General features: G+C 70.4%; 22 protein-coding genes and 1 tRNA gene. 8 read left to right on the forward strand and 15 right to left on the reverse strand.

The window, feature by feature from the left end; all coding sequences use genetic code 11:
• Positions 1 to 67: 67 nt before the first annotated feature.
• From cysK (ACFC1K_RS19605) to epsC, 3 genes are all read left to right on the forward strand, one after another.
• The gene (cysK, locus tag ACFC1K_RS19605) at positions 68 to 1,006 is read left to right on the forward strand and encodes a cysteine synthase A (RefSeq protein WP_375872888.1); all 939 of its coding nucleotides are present in this window, start codon (positions 68 to 70) and stop codon (positions 1,004 to 1,006) included.
• Positions 1,007 to 1,098: 92 nt separating this feature from the next.
• On the forward strand, positions 1,099 to 2,052 hold the full coding sequence (gene cysK / locus ACFC1K_RS19610; RefSeq protein ID WP_375872889.1) for a cysteine synthase A: 954 nt from the start codon (positions 1,099 to 1,101) through the stop codon (positions 2,050 to 2,052).
• Positions 2,049 to 2,633 (forward strand): serine O-acetyltransferase EpsC, encoded by a 585-nt coding sequence (epsC, locus tag ACFC1K_RS19615; RefSeq protein ID WP_310289630.1) that lies wholly within the window; start codon positions 2,049 to 2,051, stop codon positions 2,631 to 2,633. Before cysK (ACFC1K_RS19610) ends, epsC begins: the two co-directional genes overlap by 4 nt.
• 64 nt (positions 2,634 to 2,697) lie before the next feature.
• Here the strand turns inward: epsC and ACFC1K_RS19620 are convergent, their stop codons facing one another.
• From ACFC1K_RS19620 to ACFC1K_RS19675, 12 genes are all read right to left on the reverse strand, one after another.
• Positions 2,698 to 4,506 (reverse strand): response regulator transcription factor, encoded by a 1,809-nt coding sequence (locus ACFC1K_RS19620; RefSeq protein WP_375872909.1) that lies wholly within the window; start codon positions 4,504 to 4,506, stop codon positions 2,698 to 2,700.
• A gap of 172 nt (positions 4,507 to 4,678) precedes the next feature.
• Positions 4,679 to 5,488: an AAA family ATPase gene (locus tag ACFC1K_RS19625; RefSeq protein ID WP_375872890.1), complete on the reverse strand. Its 810-nt coding sequence runs from the start codon at positions 5,486 to 5,488 to the stop codon at positions 4,679 to 4,681.
• A 73-nt stretch (positions 5,489 to 5,561) separates the two neighbouring features.
• Positions 5,562 to 5,960, reverse strand: a complete 399-nt coding sequence (locus ACFC1K_RS19630; RefSeq protein ID WP_310289626.1) for a phage holin family protein — start codon at positions 5,958 to 5,960, stop codon at positions 5,562 to 5,564.
• A 128-nt stretch (positions 5,961 to 6,088) separates the two neighbouring features.
• A complete protein-coding gene (prfA, locus tag ACFC1K_RS19635; protein WP_375872891.1) occupies positions 6,089 to 7,168 on the reverse strand; it encodes a peptide chain release factor 1 in 1,080 nt (359 codons plus the stop codon).
• 7 nt (positions 7,169 to 7,175) lie between these two features.
• Entirely contained in the window at positions 7,176 to 9,314 is a 2,139-nt protein-coding gene (gene rho, locus ACFC1K_RS19640; RefSeq protein ID WP_375872892.1) for a transcription termination factor Rho, read from the reverse strand.
• 203 nt (positions 9,315 to 9,517) lie between these two features.
• Positions 9,518 to 10,465: a homoserine kinase gene (gene thrB / locus ACFC1K_RS19645; protein ID WP_310289620.1), complete on the reverse strand. Its 948-nt coding sequence runs from the start codon at positions 10,463 to 10,465 to the stop codon at positions 9,518 to 9,520.
• Positions 10,462 to 11,550 carry a threonine synthase gene (thrC, locus tag ACFC1K_RS19650; protein WP_310289618.1) on the reverse strand — a complete coding sequence of 363 codons (1,089 nt, stop codon included), beginning with the start codon at positions 11,548 to 11,550 and terminating at the stop codon, positions 10,462 to 10,464. The genes thrB and thrC overlap by 4 nt, the downstream gene beginning before the upstream one ends.
• A gap of 24 nt (positions 11,551 to 11,574) precedes the next feature.
• Positions 11,575 to 12,888 (reverse strand): homoserine dehydrogenase, encoded by a 1,314-nt coding sequence (locus tag ACFC1K_RS19655; protein WP_375872893.1) that lies wholly within the window; start codon positions 12,886 to 12,888, stop codon positions 11,575 to 11,577.
• Positions 12,885 to 14,369: a diaminopimelate decarboxylase gene (lysA, locus tag ACFC1K_RS19660; RefSeq protein ID WP_375872894.1), complete on the reverse strand. Its 1,485-nt coding sequence runs from the start codon at positions 14,367 to 14,369 to the stop codon at positions 12,885 to 12,887. The genes ACFC1K_RS19655 and lysA overlap by 4 nt, the downstream gene beginning before the upstream one ends.
• 149 nt (positions 14,370 to 14,518) lie before the next feature.
• The gene (locus ACFC1K_RS19665) at positions 14,519 to 15,337 is read right to left on the reverse strand and encodes a DUF2993 domain-containing protein (protein ID WP_375872895.1); all 819 of its coding nucleotides are present in this window, start codon (positions 15,335 to 15,337) and stop codon (positions 14,519 to 14,521) included.
• Between the two features lie 2 nt (positions 15,338 to 15,339).
• A complete protein-coding gene (gene argS, locus ACFC1K_RS19670) occupies positions 15,340 to 17,007 on the reverse strand; it encodes an arginine--tRNA ligase (RefSeq protein WP_375872896.1) in 1,668 nt (555 codons plus the stop codon).
• Between the two features lie 46 nt (positions 17,008 to 17,053).
• Positions 17,054 to 17,908, reverse strand: coding sequence for a transglutaminase family protein (locus ACFC1K_RS19675; protein WP_045297506.1), 855 nt, complete (start codon positions 17,906 to 17,908; stop codon positions 17,054 to 17,056).
• Positions 17,909 to 18,069: 161 nt separating this feature from the next.
• Here ACFC1K_RS19675 and ACFC1K_RS19680 point away from each other — a divergent pair, with 161 nt between their 5' ends.
• Both ACFC1K_RS19680 and ACFC1K_RS19685 read left to right on the forward strand, forming a co-directional pair.
• A complete protein-coding gene (locus ACFC1K_RS19680) occupies positions 18,070 to 18,894 on the forward strand; it encodes an SGNH/GDSL hydrolase family protein (protein ID WP_375872897.1) in 825 nt (274 codons plus the stop codon).
• A gap of 44 nt (positions 18,895 to 18,938) precedes the next feature.
• Positions 18,939 to 19,014: transfer RNA gene (locus ACFC1K_RS19685), tRNA-Arg, on the forward strand.
• A gap of 24 nt (positions 19,015 to 19,038) precedes the next feature.
• Here ACFC1K_RS19685 and ACFC1K_RS19690 read toward each other — a convergent pair.
• Both ACFC1K_RS19690 and ACFC1K_RS19695 read right to left on the reverse strand, forming a co-directional pair.
• The gene (locus ACFC1K_RS19690) at positions 19,039 to 20,163 is read right to left on the reverse strand and encodes a tyrosine-type recombinase/integrase (protein ID WP_375872898.1); all 1,125 of its coding nucleotides are present in this window, start codon (positions 20,161 to 20,163) and stop codon (positions 19,039 to 19,041) included.
• A gap of 9 nt (positions 20,164 to 20,172) precedes the next feature.
• Positions 20,173 to 20,745 carry a hypothetical protein gene (locus ACFC1K_RS19695; protein WP_375872899.1) on the reverse strand — a complete coding sequence of 191 codons (573 nt, stop codon included), beginning with the start codon at positions 20,743 to 20,745 and terminating at the stop codon, positions 20,173 to 20,175.
• 115 nt (positions 20,746 to 20,860) lie between these two features.
• Here ACFC1K_RS19695 and ACFC1K_RS19700 point away from each other — a divergent pair, with 115 nt between their 5' ends.
• The 3 genes from ACFC1K_RS19700 to ACFC1K_RS19710 all read left to right on the forward strand — a co-directional run bounded on the left by ACFC1K_RS19700 (position 20,861) and on the right by ACFC1K_RS19710 (position 22,708).
• Positions 20,861 to 21,085, forward strand: coding sequence for a helix-turn-helix transcriptional regulator (locus tag ACFC1K_RS19700; protein WP_375872900.1), 225 nt, complete (start codon positions 20,861 to 20,863; stop codon positions 21,083 to 21,085).
• A gap of 209 nt (positions 21,086 to 21,294) precedes the next feature.
• Positions 21,295 to 21,945 (forward strand): type IV toxin-antitoxin system AbiEi family antitoxin domain-containing protein, encoded by a 651-nt coding sequence (locus ACFC1K_RS19705; RefSeq protein ID WP_375872901.1) that lies wholly within the window; start codon positions 21,295 to 21,297, stop codon positions 21,943 to 21,945.
• Positions 21,938 to 22,708 (forward strand): nucleotidyl transferase AbiEii/AbiGii toxin family protein, encoded by a 771-nt coding sequence (locus tag ACFC1K_RS19710; protein ID WP_375872902.1) that lies wholly within the window; start codon positions 21,938 to 21,940, stop codon positions 22,706 to 22,708. Before ACFC1K_RS19705 ends, ACFC1K_RS19710 begins: the two co-directional genes overlap by 8 nt.
• Here the strand turns inward: ACFC1K_RS19710 and ACFC1K_RS19715 are convergent.
• A partial coding sequence (locus ACFC1K_RS19715) for a hypothetical protein (protein ID WP_375872903.1) occupies positions 22,689 to 22,932 on the reverse strand: 244 nt, incomplete at its 5' end. The two genes, ACFC1K_RS19710 and ACFC1K_RS19715, sit on opposite strands and share 20 nt — an antisense overlap.

Here is a 22,932-nt window from a genome sequence, read left to right on the forward strand (position 1 = left end):
GGACTCACAGCGAAAGGCTCACCCTAGGCTGGGCACGATCCGCCGTGAACCCCGTGAAAGGCCCGACATGCCCGGCATCCACTCCGACATCACCGCTGCTTTCGGCAACACCCCGCTGGTCCGCCTCAACCGCGTGACCAACGGCTCCGGCGCCGAGGTGCTCGCCAAGCTCGAGTTCTACAACCCGGGCTCCAGCGTCAAGGACCGTCTGGGCATCGCGATCGTCGATGCCGCTGAGGCCGCCGGGGCGCTGAAGCCGGGCGGCACCATCGTCGAGGGCACCAGTGGCAACACCGGCATCGCGCTCGCCCTGGTCGGCGCCGCGCGCGGCTACAAGGTCGTCCTGACCATGCCCTCGTCCATGTCCGTCGAGCGCCGCCAGCTGCTCAAGCGCTTCGGCGCGGAGCTCGTGCTCACCGACCCCGCGGGCGGCATGAAGCTCGCCGTCGCCGAGGCCGAGCGCATCGTCGCCGAGACGCCGGGTGCCGTCCTCGCGAAGCAGTTCGAGAACGAGGCGAACCGCCAGATCCACCGCAAGACCACCGCCGAGGAGATCTGGCGCGACACCGACGGCGAAGTCGACATCTTCGTCGCCGGCGTCGGCACGGGCGGCACCATCACCGGCGTCGGCCAGGTGCTCAAGGAGCGCAAGCCCGAGGTGCAGGTCGTCGCCGTCGAGCCGACCGCGTCGCCCCTGCTGTCGACCGGCACCCCCGGTCCGGCGAAGATCCAGGGCATCGGCCCGAACTTCGTGCCGCCGATCCTCGACACCGACGTGTTCGACGAGGTCGTCACGGTCGAGTTCGAGGACGCCATCTCGACCTCGCGCGACCTGGCCGCCCAGGAAGGCATCCTCGTCGGAATCTCGAGCGGCGCCGCCGTGTGGGCCGCCCTCCAGATCGCAGCCCGCCCCGAGAACGCCGGCAAGAAGATCGTCGTGGTCACCCCCGACACCGGCGAGCGCTACCTCTCGACCGCGCTCTTCGAGGATCTGCGCGAAGATTGAGTCGTCACGACGGCGCGCCGGCACCCCGACCCGTTTCGGGCGCCGGCGCGCCGTCGCCGTCTTCGCGCACCGCTGATTCGAGGGAGTTCCACGTGCCCGGCATCCATTCCGACATCACCACCGCCTTCGGCGAGACACCGCTCGTGCGGCTCAACGCGCTCACCCAGGGCCTCGGCGCGGAGGTGCTCGCGAAGCTCGAGTTCTACAACCCGGGCTCCTCGGTCAAGGACCGCCTGGGCTACGCGCTCGTCGAGGCCGCCGAGGCCGCAGGAGAGCTGCTCCCGGGCGGCACGATCGTCGAGTCCACCAGCGGCAACACCGGCATCTCGCTCGCGCTGATCGGCGCCGCGCGCGGGTACCGCGTCATCCTGACGATGCCCGCTTCGATGTCGAAGGAGCGCCGCACCCTCTTGAAGGCCTTCGGCGCCGAACTCGTGCTCACCGACCCCTACAAGGGCATGACCGAGGCGGTCGAGACGGCCCAGCGCATCGTCGCCGAGACGCCCGGCGCCATCCTCGCTCGCCAGTTCGAGCACGAGGCGAACGCCGCGATCCACCGCAAGACCACCGCCGAAGAGATCTGGCGCGACACCGAGGGCCGCGTGGACTGGTTCGTCGCGGGTTCGGGCACGGGCGGCACGATCACCGGCGTCGGCCAGGTGCTCAAGGAGCGGAACCCTCACGTCAAGATCGTCCTCGTCGAGCCGAAGGACTCCCCCGTCCTGACGGAAGGCCGCGCCGGCGGCCACCGCATCCAGGGCATCGGGCCGAACTTCGTGCCCGAGGTGCTCGACCGCTCGGTCGTCGACGAGATCTTCGACGTCGAGTTCGACGACGCGATCACGGTGGCGCGCGAGCTCGCCACGCGCGAGGGCATCCTCGCCGGCATGTCGGCCGGTGCCGCCGTGTGGGCGGCACTGCAGATCGCCGCACGCCCCGAGGCCGCCGGACAGCGCATCGTCGTGATCGTGCCCGACTCCGGCGAACGGTACCTGTCGACCGCTCTGTACGAGCACCTGCGCGAGCCGGAGGCCCAGACCAAATGACCGACGAACGCATCGGATTCTTCGCCCGGGCCCGTGAGGACATCGCCGCGGCGAAGCTGCGCGACCCCGCGGCGCGCGGCGGCCTCGAGATCGCCGTGCTGTATCCCGGTCTGCACGCGATCTGGGCGCACCGCGTGTGGCACGCCCTGTGGACGCGGGACTTCCGCTTCGTCGCGCGCGCCGGGTCGCAGATCACCCGATGGCTGACCGGCATCGAGATCCATCCCGGTGCCACGATCGGCCGTCGCTTCTTCATCGACCACGGCATGGGCGTCGTGGTCGGCGAGACCGCCGAGGTCGGCGACGACGTCATGCTCTACCACGGCGTCACGCTCGGCGGCCGCCAGCGCGAGGGCGGCAAGCGCCACCCCACCATCGAGGACGGCGTCGCCGTCGGCGCCGGCGCCAAGATCCTCGGCCCGATCACCATCGGCGCCGGATCCGTCGTCGGCGCGAACGCGGTCGTCACCAAGGACGCGCCCGCCGACAGCGTGCTGGTCGGCGTGCCCGCGAAGCCGCGCGCCCGCCGCGTCGGCGACGACACCCGCGCCCTGCTGACGACGCCCGAGTACTACATCTGACGCGGCTCGGATGACGGATGCTGCGGCCCCGCGGCTTCTCGAAGAGCGCCGGGTCCGGCCGGGTCTACGCGGCGCTGCGGCGGTAGATCGCGGCCGCTGCCGTGCGCGACGGCGTCTCGAGCTTGCGCAGGATCGCAGACACGTGCACGGAGACCGTCTTGACGCTGATGTAGAGCCGTTCCGCGATCTGCCCGTTGCTGAGCCCTTCGGCGACCAGCTCGAGCACCTGCTCCTCGCGGGCGGTCAGCAGTGAGCGCGACGCGTCGCCCGTGAGTCCGGCATCCGTCAGCAGGGCGTTCGCACGCGCGGCGAGGCCGTCGGCGCCGAGTTCCTCGGCGTACGACGCCGCCGCCGCGAGCGCCTCGCGAGCGCCGACGCGGTCGCCCTCCGCCAGCAGCGCCTCGCCGTGCCGCACGCGCGCGTACGCGCGGATGTACGCGGGTCCCATCGCGTCGATCGCAGCGGTCCACGGTCCTTCGCCGAGCTCGGCCGCGAAGACGGCCGCCCACAGCGGGGTCACCGGCCACTCCTCGAAGGTCGCCAGAACCTCACGGTAGGGCTCGATGTCGATGTCGTCTCCGCGTTCGCGCAGCATCACGGCTGCCCGGGCGGCGATCGCGGTCAGCGGCAGGGCGAGCACGCCGCCGGCGGGCGTCTCCCACGCCAGGCGTGCGTGCGACAGCGCCCCGTGGGCATCGCCGCGGGCGAGAGCGAGCTCGCCGAGGTCGTAAGCCATGCCGAACCGCGTCTGATACTCGTAGGCGCCGAACCGGTCGAGCTCGAGGCGCGCCGCCTCCAGCGCCGCCTCGGCCCCGTCGATGCGCCCCCGCCAGATCGCGAGACACACCAGGCGCTCGCGGAGGAACGCGGAGTAGAGCCCGGGCTCGACCAGCGGCAGCAGTCCCCCCAGCTCCTCGGCCTCACGAAGGCGTCCGGCGTAGATGTGCGCCTCGATCACGTTGGCCTCGATCATGACGAGGGGCCCCAGGTCGGCGACGTGCGAGCGCCCGTACTCCAGCCCTTCCTTCGCCACGGCGACGGCGTCGTCATACCGGCCGATCTGCATCAGCGTGTTCGAGAAGTTGATGTAGTAGCGCATCATCGCGCGGACGAAGCCGGTCGAGTAGCCGCGCGCCTCCTCGAAGAGTGCGACACCGCGCACGTCGCCGACGCTGGCGCGGCACGTCGCCGAGATGAGCAGCGCCTGCGCCACGATCTCGGCCGCGGCCAGGTCGCCCGCCGACTCCGCCACCTGTGCCGTCGCCCGCGCCTGCGCGGCGACTTCGTCGCCGAGTTTCTGCCGTCCGTTGAGCATGTGCACGCGCGCCGAGCTGAGCAGCAGCCCGGCGCGCTGCACACCGTGGCGCGGATCGTCGCCGAGGATCCCGAGCGCCTGCTCGATACTGTCGATGCCGTCCGACACGCCGGCCTGGAACTCGATGGTCGCGAGGTCTCCGAGCATCTCGGCGCGACCCACGACGTCGTCCTCGGGCCACAGGGCGACGGCCTCCTGCGCGAACGCGAGGGCCCGGTCGTTCCGGTTCGCCGACACGAGCGCCGCGGAGGTCCGCCGCAGCACTTCGGCGCGCGGCATCCCGCACACCGTCTCCGGCTCGGGAACCGCGTCCCAGAGCTCGAGCACCCGCTCCCCCGCTTCGGCCGCCGTCGACCACGCCGAGGCGACACTGGCGGCACGCTGCGCCGCGACGCCCGCCGCCAGTGCGCGATCGGGCACCCGCGCCGCACGCCAGTGGTGGGCGATGTCGGCGAGCACGCGGGCCGTGGGTGCGGAGTTCTCGAGGGCCACGGCGTACGCGGTGTGCAGGCGCGTCCGCTCGGTCGGCAGCAGCTCCGCGTAGACCGCCTCCTGCATGAGCGCGTGTCGGAAGACGTACGCGTCGTCGCGGATCACGACGACCTGCGCGTCGACGGCGCTGCGCACGGCGTCCTCGAGGGCGGCCTCGTCCCCGTCGAACACGTCACGCAGGACGGGGTGCGCCACCTCGACCCCGCCGGTCGCCAGCACGCGGGCGAAGCGGCGGGCCTCAGCATCCAATCGCTCGTATCTCAACAGGAGGACGTCCCGCAGCGATACCGGGAGCCGCGCGCCGGTGAAGCTCGCGAGTTCTTCGACGTAGAACGGGATGCCCTCGCTGCGGGCGGCGATGTCGTTCAGCACGCCGGGCGTCAGCGCATCGCCCGTGCACCGCGGTGGCGAGCGCGCCGGCTTCGGCCGGGCTGAGGCGCTCGAGCGGGCGGTGCGTCAGCAGGCGGGCGCGGTCGAGCTCGGCGAGCACGGGGCGCAGCGGGTGAGCGCGCCCCACGTCGTCGGTGCGGTACGACAGCAGCACGAACAGGGGAAGCACCGCCGCCCTTCGCACGAGCCGCGCGGCGATCTCGCTCGTCGTGCTGTCGGCCCAGTGGAGGTCCTCGATGATGACGACCAGCCGGTGCGTGCGCGCCAGCTGCGAGAACAGCTCGACGACGACGTCGGCGAGCCGCTCGGCGTCGCCGGCGCTGTCGGCGAGCGCCGGCACGAGCACGCCGAGCGCGTCCGCGCCGGGACCGGCTGCCTTGCGCACCGCCTCCACGCCCAGCGCGTCGACGAGGTCGCGCAGGAGGTCGGTGATCGCGGTCAGCGGCGCCGGGCCCGAACCCGAGTCGACTGCGGCTCCCCGGACGACGACCACGTCGGTGAGGCTCTCGCTGAAGTCCCGGAGCAGACGGGTCTTGCCCATCCCGGCGTCACCCGACACGACGACGGCGCGGCCTTCCGCGCCCACGGCGTCGACCTCGTCGCGCAGCGCGTCGAGGTCCGCCTGGCGGCCGACGAGGGGCACCCGGCCGATCTGCATACCGCCCATCATCCCACCAGCCTCGCGGCTGAGGCGGCCGGGCAGGATCGGGAGGAATCCCTATCTTCGGGCGTCAGCCGCGGCGGTCCTGCACCTTGTTCTTGATGAACAGCGGCGGCAGCAGCCACGTCGCGAGCGCGGTCACCAGCCACACGATGAGCGTTCCGATGATCCAGGCGACCGGGCCGTCGATGCCGATGCCCGCCGCGGGGATGAGCACCGCGATGAGCAGCGCCACGAACGTCGAGAGCAGTCCGATGCCCCCGATCAGCGCGTTGGCGTGCCGCCGCGTGATCTTGAGCAGCCACGGCGCGAGGATGCTCTGCAGCACGGCGAAGATCACGACGGCGAGGAGGATCCCCCACCAGTCGTTCCAGTGCAGATAGAACCCGTCCAGGATCAGGTCGGCGACGATGAGGCCGAGCGCCGCCGACACCAGGAAGATGAGGGCGCGGATGAGCAGCGTGAGCACGCTCGAAGCCTAGCGGCGCAGCATCCGGAGTCCGCCGAGCGCCACGGATGCCGAGACCGGGGAATCTCGCCGAGACCGAGGGCTGCGCCCCACGTCTCGGCGCGAACGCCCGGCCTCAGCGCAGACGGTCAGTCGTCGGAGCCGAGGGCCGCGAGACGGGCCTCCTCGTCGGCGGTGATCGCCGACTCGATGAGGGGCTCGAGCGCGCCGTCCATCACCTGGTCGAGGTTGTAGGCCTTGTAGCCGGTGCGGTGGTCGGCGATGCGGTTCTCGGGGAAGTTGTATGTGCGGATGCGCTCGGAACGGTCCATGCCCCGGATCTGCGACTTTCGGGCGTCGGATGCCGCGGCATCCAGCTCCTCCTGCTGCTTCGCGAGGAGACGTGCCCGCAGCACGCGCATGCCGGCCTCGCGGTTCTGCAGCTGCGACTTCTCGTTCTGCATCGACACCACGATCCCTGTGGGGACGTGGGTGATGCGCACCGCGGAGTCGGTCGTGTTGACCGACTGGCCGCCCGGACCCGACGACCGGAAGACGTCGATCTTCAGGTCGTTCGGGTCGATGTGGATCTCTTCGGGCTCGTCGACCTCCGGGAACACCAGCACCCCGGTGGTCGAGGTGTGGATCCGCCCCTGCGACTCGGTCGCCGGCACGCGCTGCACGCGGTGCACGCCGCCCTCGTACTTGAGGTGTGCCCACACGCCCTGCGCCGGGTCGGAGGAGGAGCCCTTGATCGCGACCTGGACGTCCTTGTAGCCGCCGAGGTCGGACTCGTTGCGTTCGAGGAGCTCGGTCTTCCAGCCCTTGGAGGCCGCGTACTGGATGTACATCCGCAGCAGATCGGCGGCGAACAGCGCGCTCTCGGCGCCGCCCTCGCCCTGCTTGATCTCCATGATCACGTCGCGCGCGTCGTCGGGGTCACGCGGGATCAGCAGGCGACGCAGGCGCTCCTGCGCCTCGGCCAGCCCGACCTCGAGGGCCGGCACCTCCGCCGCGAACGCGTCGTCTTCACGGGCGAGTTCGCGGGCGGCATCCAGATCATCGGATGCCGCCACCCAGTCCTCGTGGGCCTTCACGATGCGCGACAGCTCGGCGTAGCGCCGGTTGACCCGCTTGGCGCGCGCCGCATCGGCGTGCACCGCGGGGTCCGAGAGCTCCTCCTGGACCGCGCGGTGCTCGTCGATCAGTCCCTTGACGGACTCGAACATCTTTGGATCAGCGGATGCTGTTGTCGTGATCGTGGCTGCGGCCGCCGCCGTGCCCGTTGGCGGGCGCCGGGATCGACTTCTGCATCTGCACCAGGAACTCGACGTTCGACTGCGTCTCCTTGAGCTTGCCGAGCACGACCTCGAGGGCCTGCTGGGGCTCGAGGCCGGCCAGCGCGCGGCGGAGCTTCCAGGTGATCTTGACCTCGTCGGGTGAGAGCAGCATCTCTTCGCGGCGCGTGGACGACGCGTTGACGTCGACCGCCGGGAAGATGCGCTTGTCGGCGAGCTGGCGGTTCAGGCGCAGCTCGCTGTTGCCGGTGCCCTTGAACTCCTCGAAGATCACGTCGTCCATCTTGGAGCCGGTCTCGACGAGGGCCGTCGCGAGGATCGTGAGCGATCCGCCGTTCTCGATGTTGCGCGCGGCGCCGAAGAAGCGCTTAGGCGGGTACAGCGCCGACGCGTCGACACCACCGGTGAGCACGCGGCCCGAGGTCGGCGCCGAGATGTTGTAGGCGCGGCCGAGGCGGGTGATCGAGTCGAGCAGCACGACGACGTCGCGACCGAGCTCCACGAGGCGCTTGGCGCGCTCGATGGCGAGCTCGGCGACGGTGGTGTGATCCTCGGCGGGGCGGTCGAAGGTCGAGGCGATGACCTCGCCCTTCACCGTGCGCTGCATGTCGGTGACCTCTTCGGGGCGCTCGTCGACGAGCACGACCATGAGGTGAACCTCGGGGTTGTTGATCGCGATCGCGTTGGCGATCTGCTGCAGCACGATCGTCTTGCCCGCCTTCGGGGGCGCGACGATGAGGCCGCGCTGGCCCTTGCCGATCGGCGCGACGAGATCGATGATGCGCTGCGTCAGCTTCTCGGGCGCGGTCTCGAGGCGCAGGCGCTCCTGCGGGTAGAGCGGCGTCAGCTTGCCGAACTCGACACGGGCGGCGGCGTCGTCGACCGACAGGCCGTTGATCGCGTCGACCTTGACCAGCGCGTTGTACTTCTGACGGCTGGACTGCTCGCCCTCGCGCGGCTGCTTGATCGAGCCGACGACCGCGTCGCCCTTGCGCAGGTTGTACTTCTTCACCTGACCGAGCGAAACGTAGACGTCGCTCGGGCCGGGCAGGTAGCCGGAGGTGCGGACGAACGCGTAGTTGTCGAGCACATCGAGGATGCCCGCGATCGGGATGAGGACGTCGTCCTCGCCGATCTCGGTCTCGAACTCGTCACCGCCCGCAGCGGCCTGCGTGCCACGGCGCTTGTTGCGCTGACGGCCGCGGCCGTTGGCCTGGGCCGGCTGCTCGTCGTCCTGCGTGTCGGCCTTCGCCGGCTCCGCGACGGGCTGCGCGTTCTGGCTCTGGCCGCCCTGCGCGTTCTGGCCCTGCGCGGCCTGGCCGCCCTGCGCGTTCTGGTTCTGCGCGTTGCGGCTGCGGCTGCGGCTGCGGCTGCGGCTCCGGCTGCGGGACGGCGTCTCGGCGCCCTCACCCTCAGCGGCCTGCTCGCCACCCTCGGCGGACTCGGCGGGCGCCTCGGCGCCCTCGGCGGGCGCGTCTGCATCGGCGGCGGGCGCCTCAGCGGGTGCGGATGCCTCCTCCGCGGCCTGCTCGCCGGCCTGAGCCGGTGCGGCCTCAGACGGTGCGGCCTCAGCCGGTGCGGCCTCGGCGGGTGCCTCGGCCGGCGTCTCGGCCGGTGCTTCCGCGGCGGGCTCGGCGGGCGCGACGTCGGTGCTCTTGGCGCGGCGCGGAGCGCGCTTGCGCGGGGCCTTCGCGGGCGCAGCAGGCGCCTCGGCGGCCGCTACGGCGGCCACGACCTCGGCGACGACCTCTTCGGCCACGACCTCGGCGATGACGGCCTCGGCGACAGCTTCTTCGGCGACCGCGTCCTCGGCGACAGCCTCCTCGGCGACGGCGTCGGCGATGATCGCCTCGGCGACCGCCTCCTCGGCGACCTCTTCGGCGGCGAGCGCCTCGACGACGGCCTCGTCGGCGACGGCGTCGGCCGCCTCCGCGACCTCGACGGCCTCTTCGGCGACGACCTCGGCCGCGACGGCCTCGATGACGGCTTCCTCAGCCACGGCCTCGGCCTGGGCCTCGGGCGCTTCCGCGCGCTCGTCGGCCGGAACGTCGGCGTGGATCTCGGAGATGGACTCCACGAGTTCTCCCTTGTGAAAAACGGAACGATTGTGCACGATCGCACGGCGCTGCCAGGTGGCGTCTGCCTGTCTCGATCAGTTGTCACGCCTGTCGAAACACCCGCCGACGGGGTGAGGGACCGCGAGGGTGCTCAGCGGACGTCGGCAGGTCAGAATGCCGTGCGGTGGTTTCGCAGATTTGCGACGGAGGCCAGATTCACGTATTACGTGGAACCCTCCGCGTACTCCCTCACTGTACCACCCTTGAAGTCGACGGCGAGCATGAGCGCCTCCCACGGGGTGTCGGTCGCAGCGCCTGCGAGCGCCGCCGCCTCGAGGCGTCGTCCCGGGCCGTCGGCGAGCACGAGCACGCTCGGTCCCGCCCCCGACACGACCGCCGCGAAGCCTGCCGCGCGCAGCGCCCGCACAAGACCGTCGGTCTCGGGCATGGCGCTCGCGCGGTAGTTCTGGTGCAGCTTGTCCTCCGTCGCCGCCTGCAGCAGCTCGGGGCTCTGCGTGAGCGCCGCGATCAGGAGCGCGGAGCGCGAGACGTTGAAGACGGCGTCCTCTCGCGGCACATGCATCGGCTGAAGGCTGCGCGCGAGCTCGGTCGACATCGTGAAGGTCGGCACGAAGACGAGCGGCGATACGCCGCGGTGCACGAGCAGCTTCTTGTGCTGCGGGCCGTCCTCGTCCACCCACGCGATGGTGAGGCCGCCGAACAGCGCCGGCGCGACGTTGTCGGGGTGGCCCTCGAGCTCGGTCGCGAGACGGAGCAGGGCATCGGGTCCGAGCTCGACGTCGCCCTCGAGCAGCCCCTTGGCAGCCAGCAGTCCCGAGACGACCGCCGCGCCGGACGAGCCGAGGCCGCGTCCGTGCGGGATCACGTTCTTCGCGACCAGGCGGAGTCCCGGCATCCGTCGCCCGACCGATTCGTACGCGTACGCGATCGCCCGCACCACGAGATGCGAGGCGTCGCGCGGCACGTCGTCCGCACCGGCTCCCTCGACCTCGATCTCGAGCTCGCCCTCGGGCAGCGCCGTGACGTCGAGTTCGTCGTACACGCTCAGCGCGAGGCCGAGGGTGTCGAACCCGGGTCCGAGGTTGGCGCTCGTCGCCGGAACCCGCACCACCACGCGGCGGCCGGGGGCCGGAGCGACGGCTGCGTTCACGCGGTCGCCGCCGCGGGAGCGAGCTCCAGGACGGATGCCACCTCCGACGTCGTGGCGTCGACCACGGTGGGCTCGACCTCCGAGCCGTCGGCGTTGCGCAGCGCCCAGTGCGGGTCCTTGAGGCCGTGGCCGGTGACCGTGAGCACGACGCGCGCGCCCTGGGGCACGATGCCGGCCTCGACGCGGTCGAGCAGACCGGCGACGCTGATGGCCGACGCAGGCTCGACGAAGATGCCGACCTCGCCCGCGAGGAGCTTCTGCGCCGCGAGGATGCGGTCGTCGTCGATGGCGCCGAAGTACCCGTCGGTCGCCGCGCGGGCCTCGAGCGCGAGGTCCCACGACGCCGGGTTGCCGATGCGGATGGCGCTGGCCACCGTCTCGGGGTTCTTCACGACCTCGCCGGTGACGAGCGGTGCCGAGCCGGCGGCCTGGAAGCCGAACATGCGAGGCACGCGGGTCGAGACGCCGGCCTCGGCCTCTTCGCGGTAGCCCCGCGTGTACGCGGTGTAGTTGCCTGCGTTGCCGACCGGGATGAAGTGGAAGTCGGGGGCATCGCCCAGCTGCTCGACGACCTCGTACGCGGCGGTCTTCTGACCGTCGATGCGGTCGGGGTTGACCGAGTTGACGAGGTGCACCGGGTAGTTGTCGGCGAGCTCGCGTGCGATCTCGAGGCAGTCGTCGAAGTTGCCGCGGATCTGGATGAGACGGCCGTTGTGCGCCACGGCCTGGCTGAGCTTGCCCATGGCGATCTTGCCCTCGGGCACGAGCACCGCGGCGGTGATGCCGGCGTGGGCGGCGTACGCGGCCGCCGAGGCGGACGTGTTGCCGGTGGAGGCGCAGATGACGGCCTTCGCGCCGTGCTCGATCGCGCGCGAGACGGCGACGGTCATGCCGCGGTCCTTGAACGAGCCCGTGGGGTTCATGCCCTCGAACTTCACCCACACGTCGGTGCCGGTGCGGCGCGACAGCGCGGGGGCGGGCAGGAGCGGCGTGCCGCCCTCCCCGAGGGTGACCACGGTCGAGGCATCCGTGACGCCCAGTCGATCTGCGTACTCGCGGAGGACTCCGCGCCAAACGTGTGCCATGTCAGTTCTCCTTCAGAAAAGTCTTCAATTGCCTTCGACGCGCAGCACCGACACGACGCGCTCGACGACGCCGCTCGCGGCGAGGCGGTCGACCGTCTCGCTCAGGTCCTGCTCCAGAGCCTTGTGTGTTCCGATCACCAGTCGTGCCACGCCGCTCTCACCCTCGGCCGACTCGACGACGGTCTGCTCGACGGTCGCGATCGACACGCGGCCCTCGCTCAGGATGCCCGCGACCGTGGCCAGCACGCCCGGCTGGTCATCGACCTCGAGCGTGATCTGGTAGCGCGTCGTGACCCGTCCGACGGGGACGATCGGCAGGTTCGCGAGCGTCGACTCGCCGACGCCGACGCCACCGGCGATGTGGCGGCGCGCCGCCGACACGACGTCGCCGAGCACCGCCGATGCGGTCTGCACCCCACCGGCGCCCGCACCGTAGAACATGAGGTTTCCGGCGGCCTCGGCCTGCACGAACACCGCGTTGTTGGCGCCGTGCACGCTCGCGAGCGGGTGCGCGCGGTCGATGAGCGCCGGGTAGACGCGCACCGAGATGGATTCACCGGATGCCTCGGTCAGGCGCTCGCACACGGCGAGCAGCTTGATGACGTACCCGGCGTGGCGCGCGGCATCCATCATCGACTTGTCGATCGCCGTGATGCCCTCGCGGTGCACCGCATCGAGCGGCACAGTGGTGTGGAAGGCGAGGCTGGCGAGGATCGCGGCCTTCTGCGCGGCGTCGTAGCCTTCGACGTCGGCGGTCGGGTCGGCCTCGGCGTAGCCGAGGCGCTGCGCGTCGGCGAGCACGTCGGCGAACTCGGCGCCCTCGGTGTCCATCCGATCGAGGATGTAGTTCGTGGTGCCGTTGACGATGCCCATGATGCGCTGGACGCGGTCACCGGCAAGCGAGTCGCGCAACGGACGGATGATCGGGATCGCACCGGCGGCGGCCGCCTCGTAGTAGACCTCGGCACCCACCTGATCGGCGGCGTCGAAGATCTCGGGGCCGTGCGTCGCGAGGAGCGCCTTGTTGGCCGTCACGATGTCGGCGCCCGAGTTGATCGCGTGGAGCAGGTACTCGCGCGCCGGCTCGATGCCGCCCATGAGCTCGATGACGATGTCGGAGCCGACGATGAGCGAGTCCGCGTCGGTCGTGAAGAGCTCGCGCGGCAGGTCGGTCTCTCGCTTGGCGTCGACGTCGCGCACCGCGATGCCCACCAGCTCCAGTCGTGCACCCGCGCGGTCGGCGAGCTCGTCGGCGTGCTGACGCAGCAGCGCGGCGACCTGCGAGCCGACGGCTCCGGCTCCCAGCAGTGCGACGCGGAGGCGGCGGTAGTCGGTCACTTCGTCTCGCTTCGCTCGCTCAGTACAGGCATGCGCTGTTTCCCTTCCGTCGGTGCGCCGGCGAGCTCGCGCCCGTCGCGCACGGTGCTGAGGCCGGCGTCACGGGCGAGCAGATCGTCGATCGTCTCGCCGCGCACGATGACGCGTGCCTCTCCCCCGCGCAGCGCCACGACGGGCGGGCGGGGGACGTAGTTGTAGTTGCTCGAGAGCGAGAAGCAGTACGCGCCGGTCGCCGGCACGGCGAGCAGGTCGCCCGGCGAGACGTCGCCGGGCAGGTACTCCGCGTCGACGACGATGTCGCCCGACTCGCAGTGCTTGCCCACGACGCGCGAGAGCGCCGGCTCGACGTCGCTGGTGCGCGACGCGATGCGGGCCGAGAACTGCGCGCCGTACAGGGCCGGCCGGGCGTTGTCGCTCATGCCGCCGTCGACGCTCACGTACAGGCGGGTGTCGCCGCCCTCGAGCGCGACGGGCTTGGTCGTGCCCACTTCGTACAGGGTCACGCCCGCGCGGCCGACGATGGCGCGGCCCGGCTCGAACGCCAGGTTCGGCATGGGGATGCCGCGCACCTCGCACTGCCGCGCGACCGACTCCGCGATGCCCAGCGCGAGCTGCTCGATCGGAGTGGGGTCGTCGACCGACGTGTAGGCGATGCCGAACCCGCCACCGAGGTTCAGGACCGGCAGCTCGCCGCCTTCGCGGAGCTCGGCGTGCAGTTCGACCAGGCGGGCGGCGGACTCCTCGAACCCGGCGGTGCCGAAGATCTGCGAGCCGATGTGGCAGTGCAGGCCCACGAACTCGAGCCCGGCGAGCTCGCGGATGCGGGCGACGGCGGCCGGGGCATCCGTCAGCGTGAAGCCGAACTTCTGGTCTTCGTGAGCCGTCGCGAGGAAGTCGTGCGTCTCGGCGTGCACGCCGCTGTTGACCCGCAGCAACACCGCCTGCGTCGCTCCGCGGCGCTCGACGATCGCCGCGAGACGCTCGATCTCGATGAGGCTGTCGATGACGATCGAGCCGATGCCGGCCTCGACGGCCCGCTCGAGCTCGGCCACCGACTTGTTGTTGCCGTGGAAGCCCAGTCGCGCGGGGTCGGCGCCCGCCGCGAGGGCGACGGCGAGTTCTCCGCCGCTGCACACGTCGACGGCGAGCCCCTCTTCGGTGACCCAGCGCACGACCTCTGTGCTGAGGAACGCCTTGCCGGCGTAGTAGACGCGGGCCTGAACGCCGTGCAGCGCCGCAGCCGCGCGGAAGGCGTCGAGCGTGCGGCGGGCGGCCTGGCGCACCTCGTCCTCGTCCACGACATACAGAGGCGTGCCGAACCGCTCACGCAGGGCGGTGGCAGGGATGCCGCCGAGCTCCAGCACGCCGTCGGCACCACGCGCCGCGGCCGCCGGCCAGACGGCCGGGGCGAGCCCGTTCGCGTCGGCGGGGCGCTCGAGCCACGCGGGAGCGACGGAACGGTGGTGCGGGTCGGCGGACACGGTGGACCAATCGGTGGGAGCTTCGACGCTGGCCGTCCGGGAGTCCGGGTGCGGCGCTGCCAGGCCGGAGGGGGTCACGCGCCTGGCGGTGGTAGCAGTCTAGGGCACACGGCTCCGGGGCCCCGCGCCGTGTGACGCTCGGCGGCGGCTCAGGCGCAGGTGCCGTTCTCCTGCAGCGCCGGATCGGTGGCGATGGCCCCGTCGACGTCGAAGTCGGCGACGAGCACGTCGCCGGTCACCTCGACCGAGGTGAGGGTCACTCCGGATGGCAGGTACTGCGCGATGCACACGTTCCACTCGCGCAGGACGATGTCGGCGAGACCCCCGAACTGGCTGCGCAGGGCATCGGCGGTCACCTCCGACTCGCCGAGGCGGAACGCCGCGGGCGACAGGACGATGGCGCCGTCCGCCGCGGACGGCGCCAGCGCGACGCCGACCGGGATGGACACACCGAACAGCTGCAGGTCGATCGACATCGTCACGTTCGGCGCGGCAAGACCCACGGTGTCGGCCGGGAAGCCCTCGACCGTCGCGAGCAGCGTGCGCAACTGCGACTCGTCGAGCGAGACGGTCGCCGTGGCGCCGCTCATCTCTCCGGTGCCGCGCACGGCGACATCGTGCGCCGTCACGGTCACATCGCCGGTGACACCGCCGAGCGTGACATCGTCGGAGGCGATCGTGAGGTCGTCGATGGAGCCGGAGATGAGCTGCGGGATGACGGCGCCGGCGACGTCGACGTCGACCGGGTGGTCGGCGGGCAGCGACAGCTGGGTGCGCACCTGGTCGCGGACGACGCCGGTCACGATCTGCCGGGCGATCGCCTCGGCGGCGAACCACGCGGCCACGGCGAGCACAGCGACGATTGCGAACGCCACGATCCACGGCCACACGCGACGCGGCTGCGCCGGTGCCGTGGACAGCGTCCCGTCGGGGATCGGTTCGGTCGCCTGCGTGTCGCCTCTGGCCATTGCTACATCCGTTCCGGTGCGGTGACACCCAGGAGATCGAGCCCGTTGCGCAGCACCTGGCCGGTGGCGTCGTTGAGCCACAGACGGGTGCGGTGCACCGACTCGACGGGCTCGTCGCCCAGCGGGATCACGCGGCAGTTGTCGTACCAGCGGTGGTAGAGCCCCGCGAGCTCCTCGAGGTACCGCGCGACGCGGTGCGGCTCGCGCACCTCGGCGGCGAACGCGACGATGCGCGGGAACTCCTGAAGCGCGCCGAGGAGGGCCGACTCGGTCTCGTGGGTCAGCAGCTCGGGGGCGAACTCGGAGCGGTCGACGCCCGAGCCGTGGGCGTTGCGCGCCACGTTGTGCGTGCGCGCGTGGGCGTACTGCACGTAGAAGACGGGGTTGTCGTTGGTGCGCTTGCGCAGGATCTCGGGGTCGAGCGTGAGCGGCGAGTCCGCGGGGTAGCGCGCGAGCGAATAGCGCAGGGCGTCGGTGCCGATCCAGTCCCGCAGATCGTCGAGCTCGATGATGTTGCCCGCGCGCTTCGAGAGCCGTGCGCCGTTGACCGACACGAGCTGCCCGATGAGCACCTCGATGTCCTTCTCGGGGTCGTCGCCGGCCGCACCGGCGAGCGCCTTGAGGCGGTGCACGTAACCGTGGTGGTCGGCGCCGAGCAGGTAGATCTTGTGCGCGAAGCCGCGGTCGCCCTTGTTGAGGTAGTACGCCGCGTCGGCCGCGAAGTAGGTGTACTCGCCGTTCGAGCGACGGATGACGCGATCCTTGTCGTCGCCGAAGTCCGTGGTGCGCACCCACACGGCGCCCTCGTCGTCGAACACGTGGCCCTGCTCGCGCAGGCGGTCGACGGCTTCGTCCACGAGGCTCGGCTCGCCGTCCGACCCCTTCGCGTGGAGCGTGCGCTCGCTGAAGAAGACGTCGAAGTGCACGTTGAACTTCTCGAGCGACGACTGCAGGTCGCCGAGCTGGAGCTCGTAGGCGCGGTCGCGCGCGACGCGCAGCTGCTCGTCCTCCGGCAGCGTCGGCAGCTCGGGCACCGCCGAAAGGACCCGCTGCGCGAGGTCGTCGATGTACGAACCCGGGTAGCCGTCCTCGGGGGTCGGCTCGCCGTTGGCGGCGGCGAGCACGGAACGGCCGAACCGGTCCATCTGCGCGCCGGCGTCGTTGACGTAGAACTCGCGGACGAGCGTCGCACCGCTCGCGAGCAGCAGCCGCGCCATCGAGTCGCCGAGGGCGGCCCAGCGGGTGTGGCCGATGTGCATCGGCCCCGTCGGGTTCGCACTGACGAACTCGAGGTTGATCGTGTTGCCGCGCTGCGACTCGTTCGTTCCGAACGCCGCGCCCGCGTCGACGATGGTCTTCGCGAGCGCACCGGCGGCTGCGGCATCCAGTCGGATGTTGATGAAGCCGGGTCCGGCGATCTCGACGTCCGCGATGCCGTCCACCTGCGCGAGACCGGCCGCGATCTCGGCGGCGAACTCGCGGGGGTTCGCGCCGACGGCCTTCGCGAGCTTGAGCGCCGCGTTCGAGGCCCAGTCGCCGTGGTCGCGGTTCTTCGGCCGCTCGAGCGGCAGATCGGCGACCGTGAGCCCTTCGGCCGCACCGGGTCGTCGCGCCTCCGCGAGCGGGGCGACGACGGCGAGCAGGGCGGCGGAGAGGGCTTCGGGATTCATAGCCCGTCAAGTCTACGGGCGCGGCCCGCTCCGCCCCTGCGCGAGGTCAGGAGATCTGCACCAGCGCGCCGAAGTCGTCGGCGGCGGGATCGGATGCCTCGGGCAGCACTTCGGGCAGGGTGTCCAGTCCGTCGAGGGTCGCCGCCTCAGGGACCACCCACGCGTCGACGCGCAGGCGCTTGAGGCCGACGTAGCCGCCGTGGTAACTGAGGAACGCGCAGTCCGCGGCGTCGCGACCCGTCGCGATGCGCACCAGCGAGTTGCGGTTCGCGAGACGCGTCGCGTCGATGACGTACCAGGCGCCGTCGAGGTACGCCTCGGCCACGGCGTGGAAGTCCATCGGGCGCAGCCCCGGCGCGAAGCACGCGGCGTAGCGGGCCGGCATGTCCATCGCGCGCAGGAGGGCGATGACGACGTGCGCGTAGTCGCGACAGACGCCCTGGCCGGTCATGAGGGTCGTGACCGCGCTGTCGGTGCCCTGGCTGAGACCCGGCGTGTATGTGGTGCTCGTCGACACGAACTCCGACACCGCCGCGATGAGGTCGTGGCCCGAGAGCCCCTTGAACTGGCGGCGGGCCTGCTGGAACACCTCGTCGGACTGCGCGTACCGGCTCGGGCGCAGGTAGGTGATGGCTTCGAGATCGCTCGTTCGGTTGCTTGCGGCCTGTCCGTCGACGGTCGCCTCGTAGCGGATCTCGAGGTGCCCGGGCTCGCCCGTGAGGCGGTGCAGCCTGCTTCCGGACTGGTCGACGATCTCGGTCGGGGTGTACACGCGATCGCCCTGGGTGAACGTCAGATGCTCACTCGAGATCGGCACCGCCTGAGCGGCTGCGATCTGGAAGATGAGGTCGACGGATGCCCCCAATTCGAGGTCCATCTCAGCGGTCACGACGCGTTGCACCGAAGTATCCTCGCACGCCGCGAGGGCTTGATCGTGCGGGGTTGACAACGTCTTGCTGCGAGTGTTCTGGAAGCGGTTCCCACCCTCAGGATCGGGCCCCTCTTTTCCCCAGTTCACGGCTCGTGGGAAGACCTCGTCGATGCATGACTTACCCTCTCTCTATGCACGCGCCCGGCGGTACCCGAGCCCGGAAGCTGTGGCTGCCCCTGGTGGGCGCCACACTGGCCGTCGCCGCGGTGTGCGCGGTGGCCGTTCTGCGTCCGTGGGGCGCACCCGAACCGGTGGCACCGGCGGCAGTTGCCCAGGGCGAACCGGCGGTCGCAGCATCCGTCCCTCCCGCTCCCCTGGTGCTGGAAGAGGACGCGCGCGTACTCGTCTTCGGGGACTCGTGGGTCTACGGCTCGGCCGCGACCGTGCCGACGCTCGGCTTCGCGTACCTCCTCGCCGACGAGCTCGGCGTCGAGACCGTCGTGGACGGCGTGCGCGGCAGCGGCTACCTCAAGCCGGGCCTCGACGGCCCCGCCTACGGCGAGCGCATCGCCACCCTGGATCCGGCGCTCGATCCCGACGTGATCCTCGTCGAGGGGTCGATCAACGACCGCAAGCTCTATCCGGCCGGATACCGGGATGCCGTCACCGCCGCGTGGGATGCCCTCGAGACCCGCTACCCCGACGCCGAGATCGTGATCCTCGGCCCGTCGCCGCAGGTGCTGCCCGTGCAGGACGCCACGCGCAGGATCGACGCCGACCTGGCCGAGCTCGCGGGCGCACGCGGCTGGTGGTACATCTCCCCCATCCGCGAGAACTGGATCACCGACGCGAACTACCTCGACGTCATCGACACCGGCCCCATCGGGCGCGACCACCCCTCGACCGGCGGCCACGCCTACCTCGCCGACCGCGTCGCGACGGCGATCGAACGCATGGAGCAGCAGCCCGCGATCGTCGCCGACGCACCGCTCGACGACACTCCCCCGGCACCCTGAGGTGGCAGGGCCACAGGCACCTGGATGGTAGTCTCGATCGGCACGCCTCCGTAGCTCAGGGGATAGAGCGTTGGTTTCCGGTACCAAAGGTCGCAGGTTCGATTCCTGTCGGGGGCACCAGTCGGGACAAGGGATCGAGAGTCATCAGGACTCTCGATCCCTTTCTCGTGACAACACTTTGACAACATCTGTGGCGCGCTTGGCGCGATCGAGAGCAGCCGCAACGGCGTCCAGATCGTCGTCGAAGAGGTCCGCATAGACGTCGAGCGTCATCGCAGCCGACGCGTGTCCGAGCATCCGCTGAACCGCCTTCACATGCGCACCGCTGCTGACGGCAAGCGACGCAGCGGTGTGACGGAGATCGTGCGGCGTGATGCGGGGGAACGTCGGGTCCTCGGCCTGCGCTGCGCGTACGGCTTGCGTGAACCAGCCATTCCGGGAGGCCGGCAGTTTGACGTGCCGATGCCCATCGCCGAATAGGAGCTCCTCTGTTGCCTTGCCAGCGGCTGATGCGTCAAGCAGCGACACCAAGAACTCCGGATAAGGGACCGACCGCGAACGATGCGTCTTCGGCGTACCGACGTGCACCTCGAAGGAGACGAGCACGGCGTTCTCCTCGACCTTCACCCGGCGCCGAGCCGGATCAAGATGGCGGATCCGCAGGGCGGTCGCCTCACCCCATCGCAGACCCGTGTAGGCGAGGAAGAGCACGAGTGTCGAGTATCGAGCCTTGTCAGCCAGCAGCTGCACTTGCTGATGAGTCAAATAGTGCCGAGCGGCGGAGCGGGACTTCGACGGCAGCTTGACGTCGCGAGCGACGTTACGGCCGATTCGCCGGTCGCTGACGGCAGCGTCGAGGATGCCGGCGAGGATTCCGTGTGCGCGCCGGACGGTCGTGGACCCCCCGGCGATGCTCGACACCCAGGCCTGCACTTCCGAGTGCCGAATGCTGGCGAGCGTCCTGCTCCCCCATTGCGGCTCAACATGTTTCTTCCACGCCGACTGCAACGGTCTCACCGACGACGGCTTCAGCACGCCCTCTCTCTGCTCCAGCCACTCGCGACCGAGGTCGCGGACCGTGACGCGAGCGTGCGTCGGGTTGACGTACTCACCGCGAGACTTGGAGAGTTCCAGTTCCGCGAGCCGCAGCTCGGCGTCCCGCTTGGTCTTGAAGCCTCGCTCCGAGGTCTGCGAGTGGTCCGGACGCCGGTATGAGATGCGGTAGCGCTTAGCGCCGCTCGCGGTCTCGTACGGGTGGACGCTGCCCATCGCGCACCATCAACTCTCGGCCTGCCGGCCGACCGCGTAGTTCAAGCCCTCGAGCCAGCCGCCCTTACGCGCCTTCATGATCCAGTCCGATGCGGTGCGGTGTGGCACCTGGAGTTCGTGTTGGACCGCCTTGACCGGCGGGAGACCGGCGAGGGCCGCGGCACCGTAGATGATCTGGATCACTTCCATCCGCGTGTCTCCCGCTCCGCGCTTGATGACCTCTCGCGCCATGTAGTCCGGGATGATGCGCCCCTCACCTTCCGTGAGATCACCCACGGTCACCCACTGCTCGAGGTCTATCGCCATGCACCAGGGCACCGCTGTCTGCAGGATCGGCGAGACCGCGGCGCGCCGCAGTGCCTCGCGGTCGAAGTCGTTCCGCACCGCCTTGTTGACGATGGTCGTCACGACATAGCGACCCTCATCACGTCGGTAGTAGGCCTCGAGCGCCGTCTCGATGCCGGTCTCGTCGTTGACCGCTGAGGCGACGAAGGCGGGAGCGATCCGCAACGAGTCACCGATCCGTTCAGTCATCGCGGCTTCGGTCATTTTGGAGCCACCGAGCGTCGTCACCTTCGTCACCACCCCACCATCTTGCATGTTTGGTGCGCTATTTCACAGTTCCTCTTGACGAGCAGTCTCGCTTAGGCGTGTACTAATGTTAAACAAGTTCTGCATTACGCAAGTGGGGTGAATCATGACGACTCTTGCCGGCGACGACTCGGCCAAGCTCAGCCACGAGCTGCTGAGCCCGGACCAGGTCGCGGCGCTGCTGCCAGGCGTGACCAAGGGCACGCTCGCGATGTGGCGCTACGAGCACAAGGGCCCCAAGTACTACAAGCTCGGCCGCAAGGTCGTCTACGCGCTCGACGAACTAGAGGAGTGGCTCGCCGCCTCCGCTTCGGGTGCCGAGCGGGAATGATGTAGACGTCGCCTGCTGTCGGCGGTTTGACATGGCCTCAGCGCACGTTGCGGGTCGCGGTAACCGGCCACCTCCCACGACGGAAAGACCGTGGAGGCGTACCGCGCTATCTACTCACCCCAGCGTTAGCGCTGCACCGACAATTTGGTGACTTACTTTATCCAGGTATACAGCCTGCGTATACTGGGATAAACAAAGTAGGTGGTGGAATGCTGACCGACGTCGAACTGCTCCGCCGAATGGAGCGCGCTCCGCTGCGGACGGCGCGCTATGCGCAACTCGAGGAGCTCGGCAGCAACGTCTGGCGCGCCCTCAACCGGCTCGCCGAGCAGGGAGCGGTCGCCCGGATCGCCAAGGGCGTATACACGGTGCCGCCGGCCGGTGAGGACGGTCGCACCTGGAAGCCGACAATCGAGGCGGCTGGCCTGGCGGTCGCAACCGCTCGGTTCGGAGAGCGCAACGCTATCCTCATGGGCATCGGCGCTGCGCGCCACTGGACGGCGATCCCACGCGCGATCGCGGTCACGACGGTTGCGGTGCCCGAACTCCGACAGCCGGTGAGGCTCGACGGCGGAGGCACCGTGCACATGATCCCTCGCGACCTCGACCGCATGGAGGCGCAGCTCGAGGACACCGAGCTCGGCGAGGGCCTGGTCACCACGCCGCGTCAGACGATGTACGACCTACTCATGAGGCCGAACCAGGGCAAGCTGCCGGATGCGGCTCGTGATGCCGCGCGGAATTTCCGCGGGCAGGTAAGCGGCGATGATCTCGCAGAGATCTGCGAGTGGCACGGCCGGGCTAACGACGCCGTGCGAGACATGGTCCGCGACCTCAGGAATGGACGCTTCGTTGCCTGACCGGACGATCCCCGGCGTTCTCGACCCGCAGGAGCGCCGCGCGGTCGAGGAGCAGTTCGGCGTCGGCGCGCGGCAGGTCGTCCGCGACCACGTCATCTCGCATGGGCTGGCCGCGATCGCAACGGCCGCGCAGGGCGACGTCGTCTTCTTCGGAGGGACGGCGCTCTCTCGAACGCTGCTGCCGGGGCTGCGGCTGTCTGAGGACATCGACCTGATCGCGCTCGGCAACCGGCGTGAAGTTGGCGCTCGGATCCAGGCGGAGATCCAGCGCCGGTTCCGGCGCACCCTGGGCGCTGTGGCGTTCATCCCGCCCCTCGGTGAAGCGCCGCACTCGCAGCCGTCGATCCTTGAGGTCAAGGGCACGCGCATCCGCGTGCAGCTGCTGACCTCGGAGGGGTACCCGCCGTGGCCGCGGCAGCTCGTCGACCTCGAACAGCGGTACAGCGACGCCCCGCCCGCGAGACTCCAGGTGCTCACTCCGCCGGCGTTCGTCGCGTCCAAGCTCACCGCCTGGGAAGGCCGGCACGAACCACGCGACCTGTACGACTTATGGGCTCTGGCCGAGAGGGGCTGGATCAACGAGGCTGCCGCGGCGCTCTATTGCCGCTACGGCCAACACACGACCCTCTCGAGAATCTCCTTCACCGAAGTGCCAAGCGAGCGTGACTGGGAGGCGTCGCTGGCACATCAGTGCGTCATCACGACGACGCCAGAGCACGCAGCGATCGTCGTGATGGAAGCGATCACAGCGCTCTCGTCATGACGACGACGGTCAGTCGAGGTCGAAGATCATGGCGGCCTTCGTCACGCGTCTCCTCGTCGACGACGGCCTGCGCGCACCAGGCCGCGTGCGCAGACGCTGTCGCCAGTGAGCGGCGGCGCGCAAGGCGGTCCTTGGGTTCTTGCGGTGGTCGCAACACTTGCTGAGTGGAGAGTGTTGTGACGGAGTTGGCGTTGCGGTTTCGGCTGGATGCGGTCCAGCAGGCG

Source organism: Microbacterium sp. NPDC056057 (assembly GCF_042266945.1).
Lineage (GTDB): Bacteria > Actinomycetota > Actinomycetes > Actinomycetales > Microbacteriaceae > Microbacterium > Microbacterium trichothecenolyticum_C.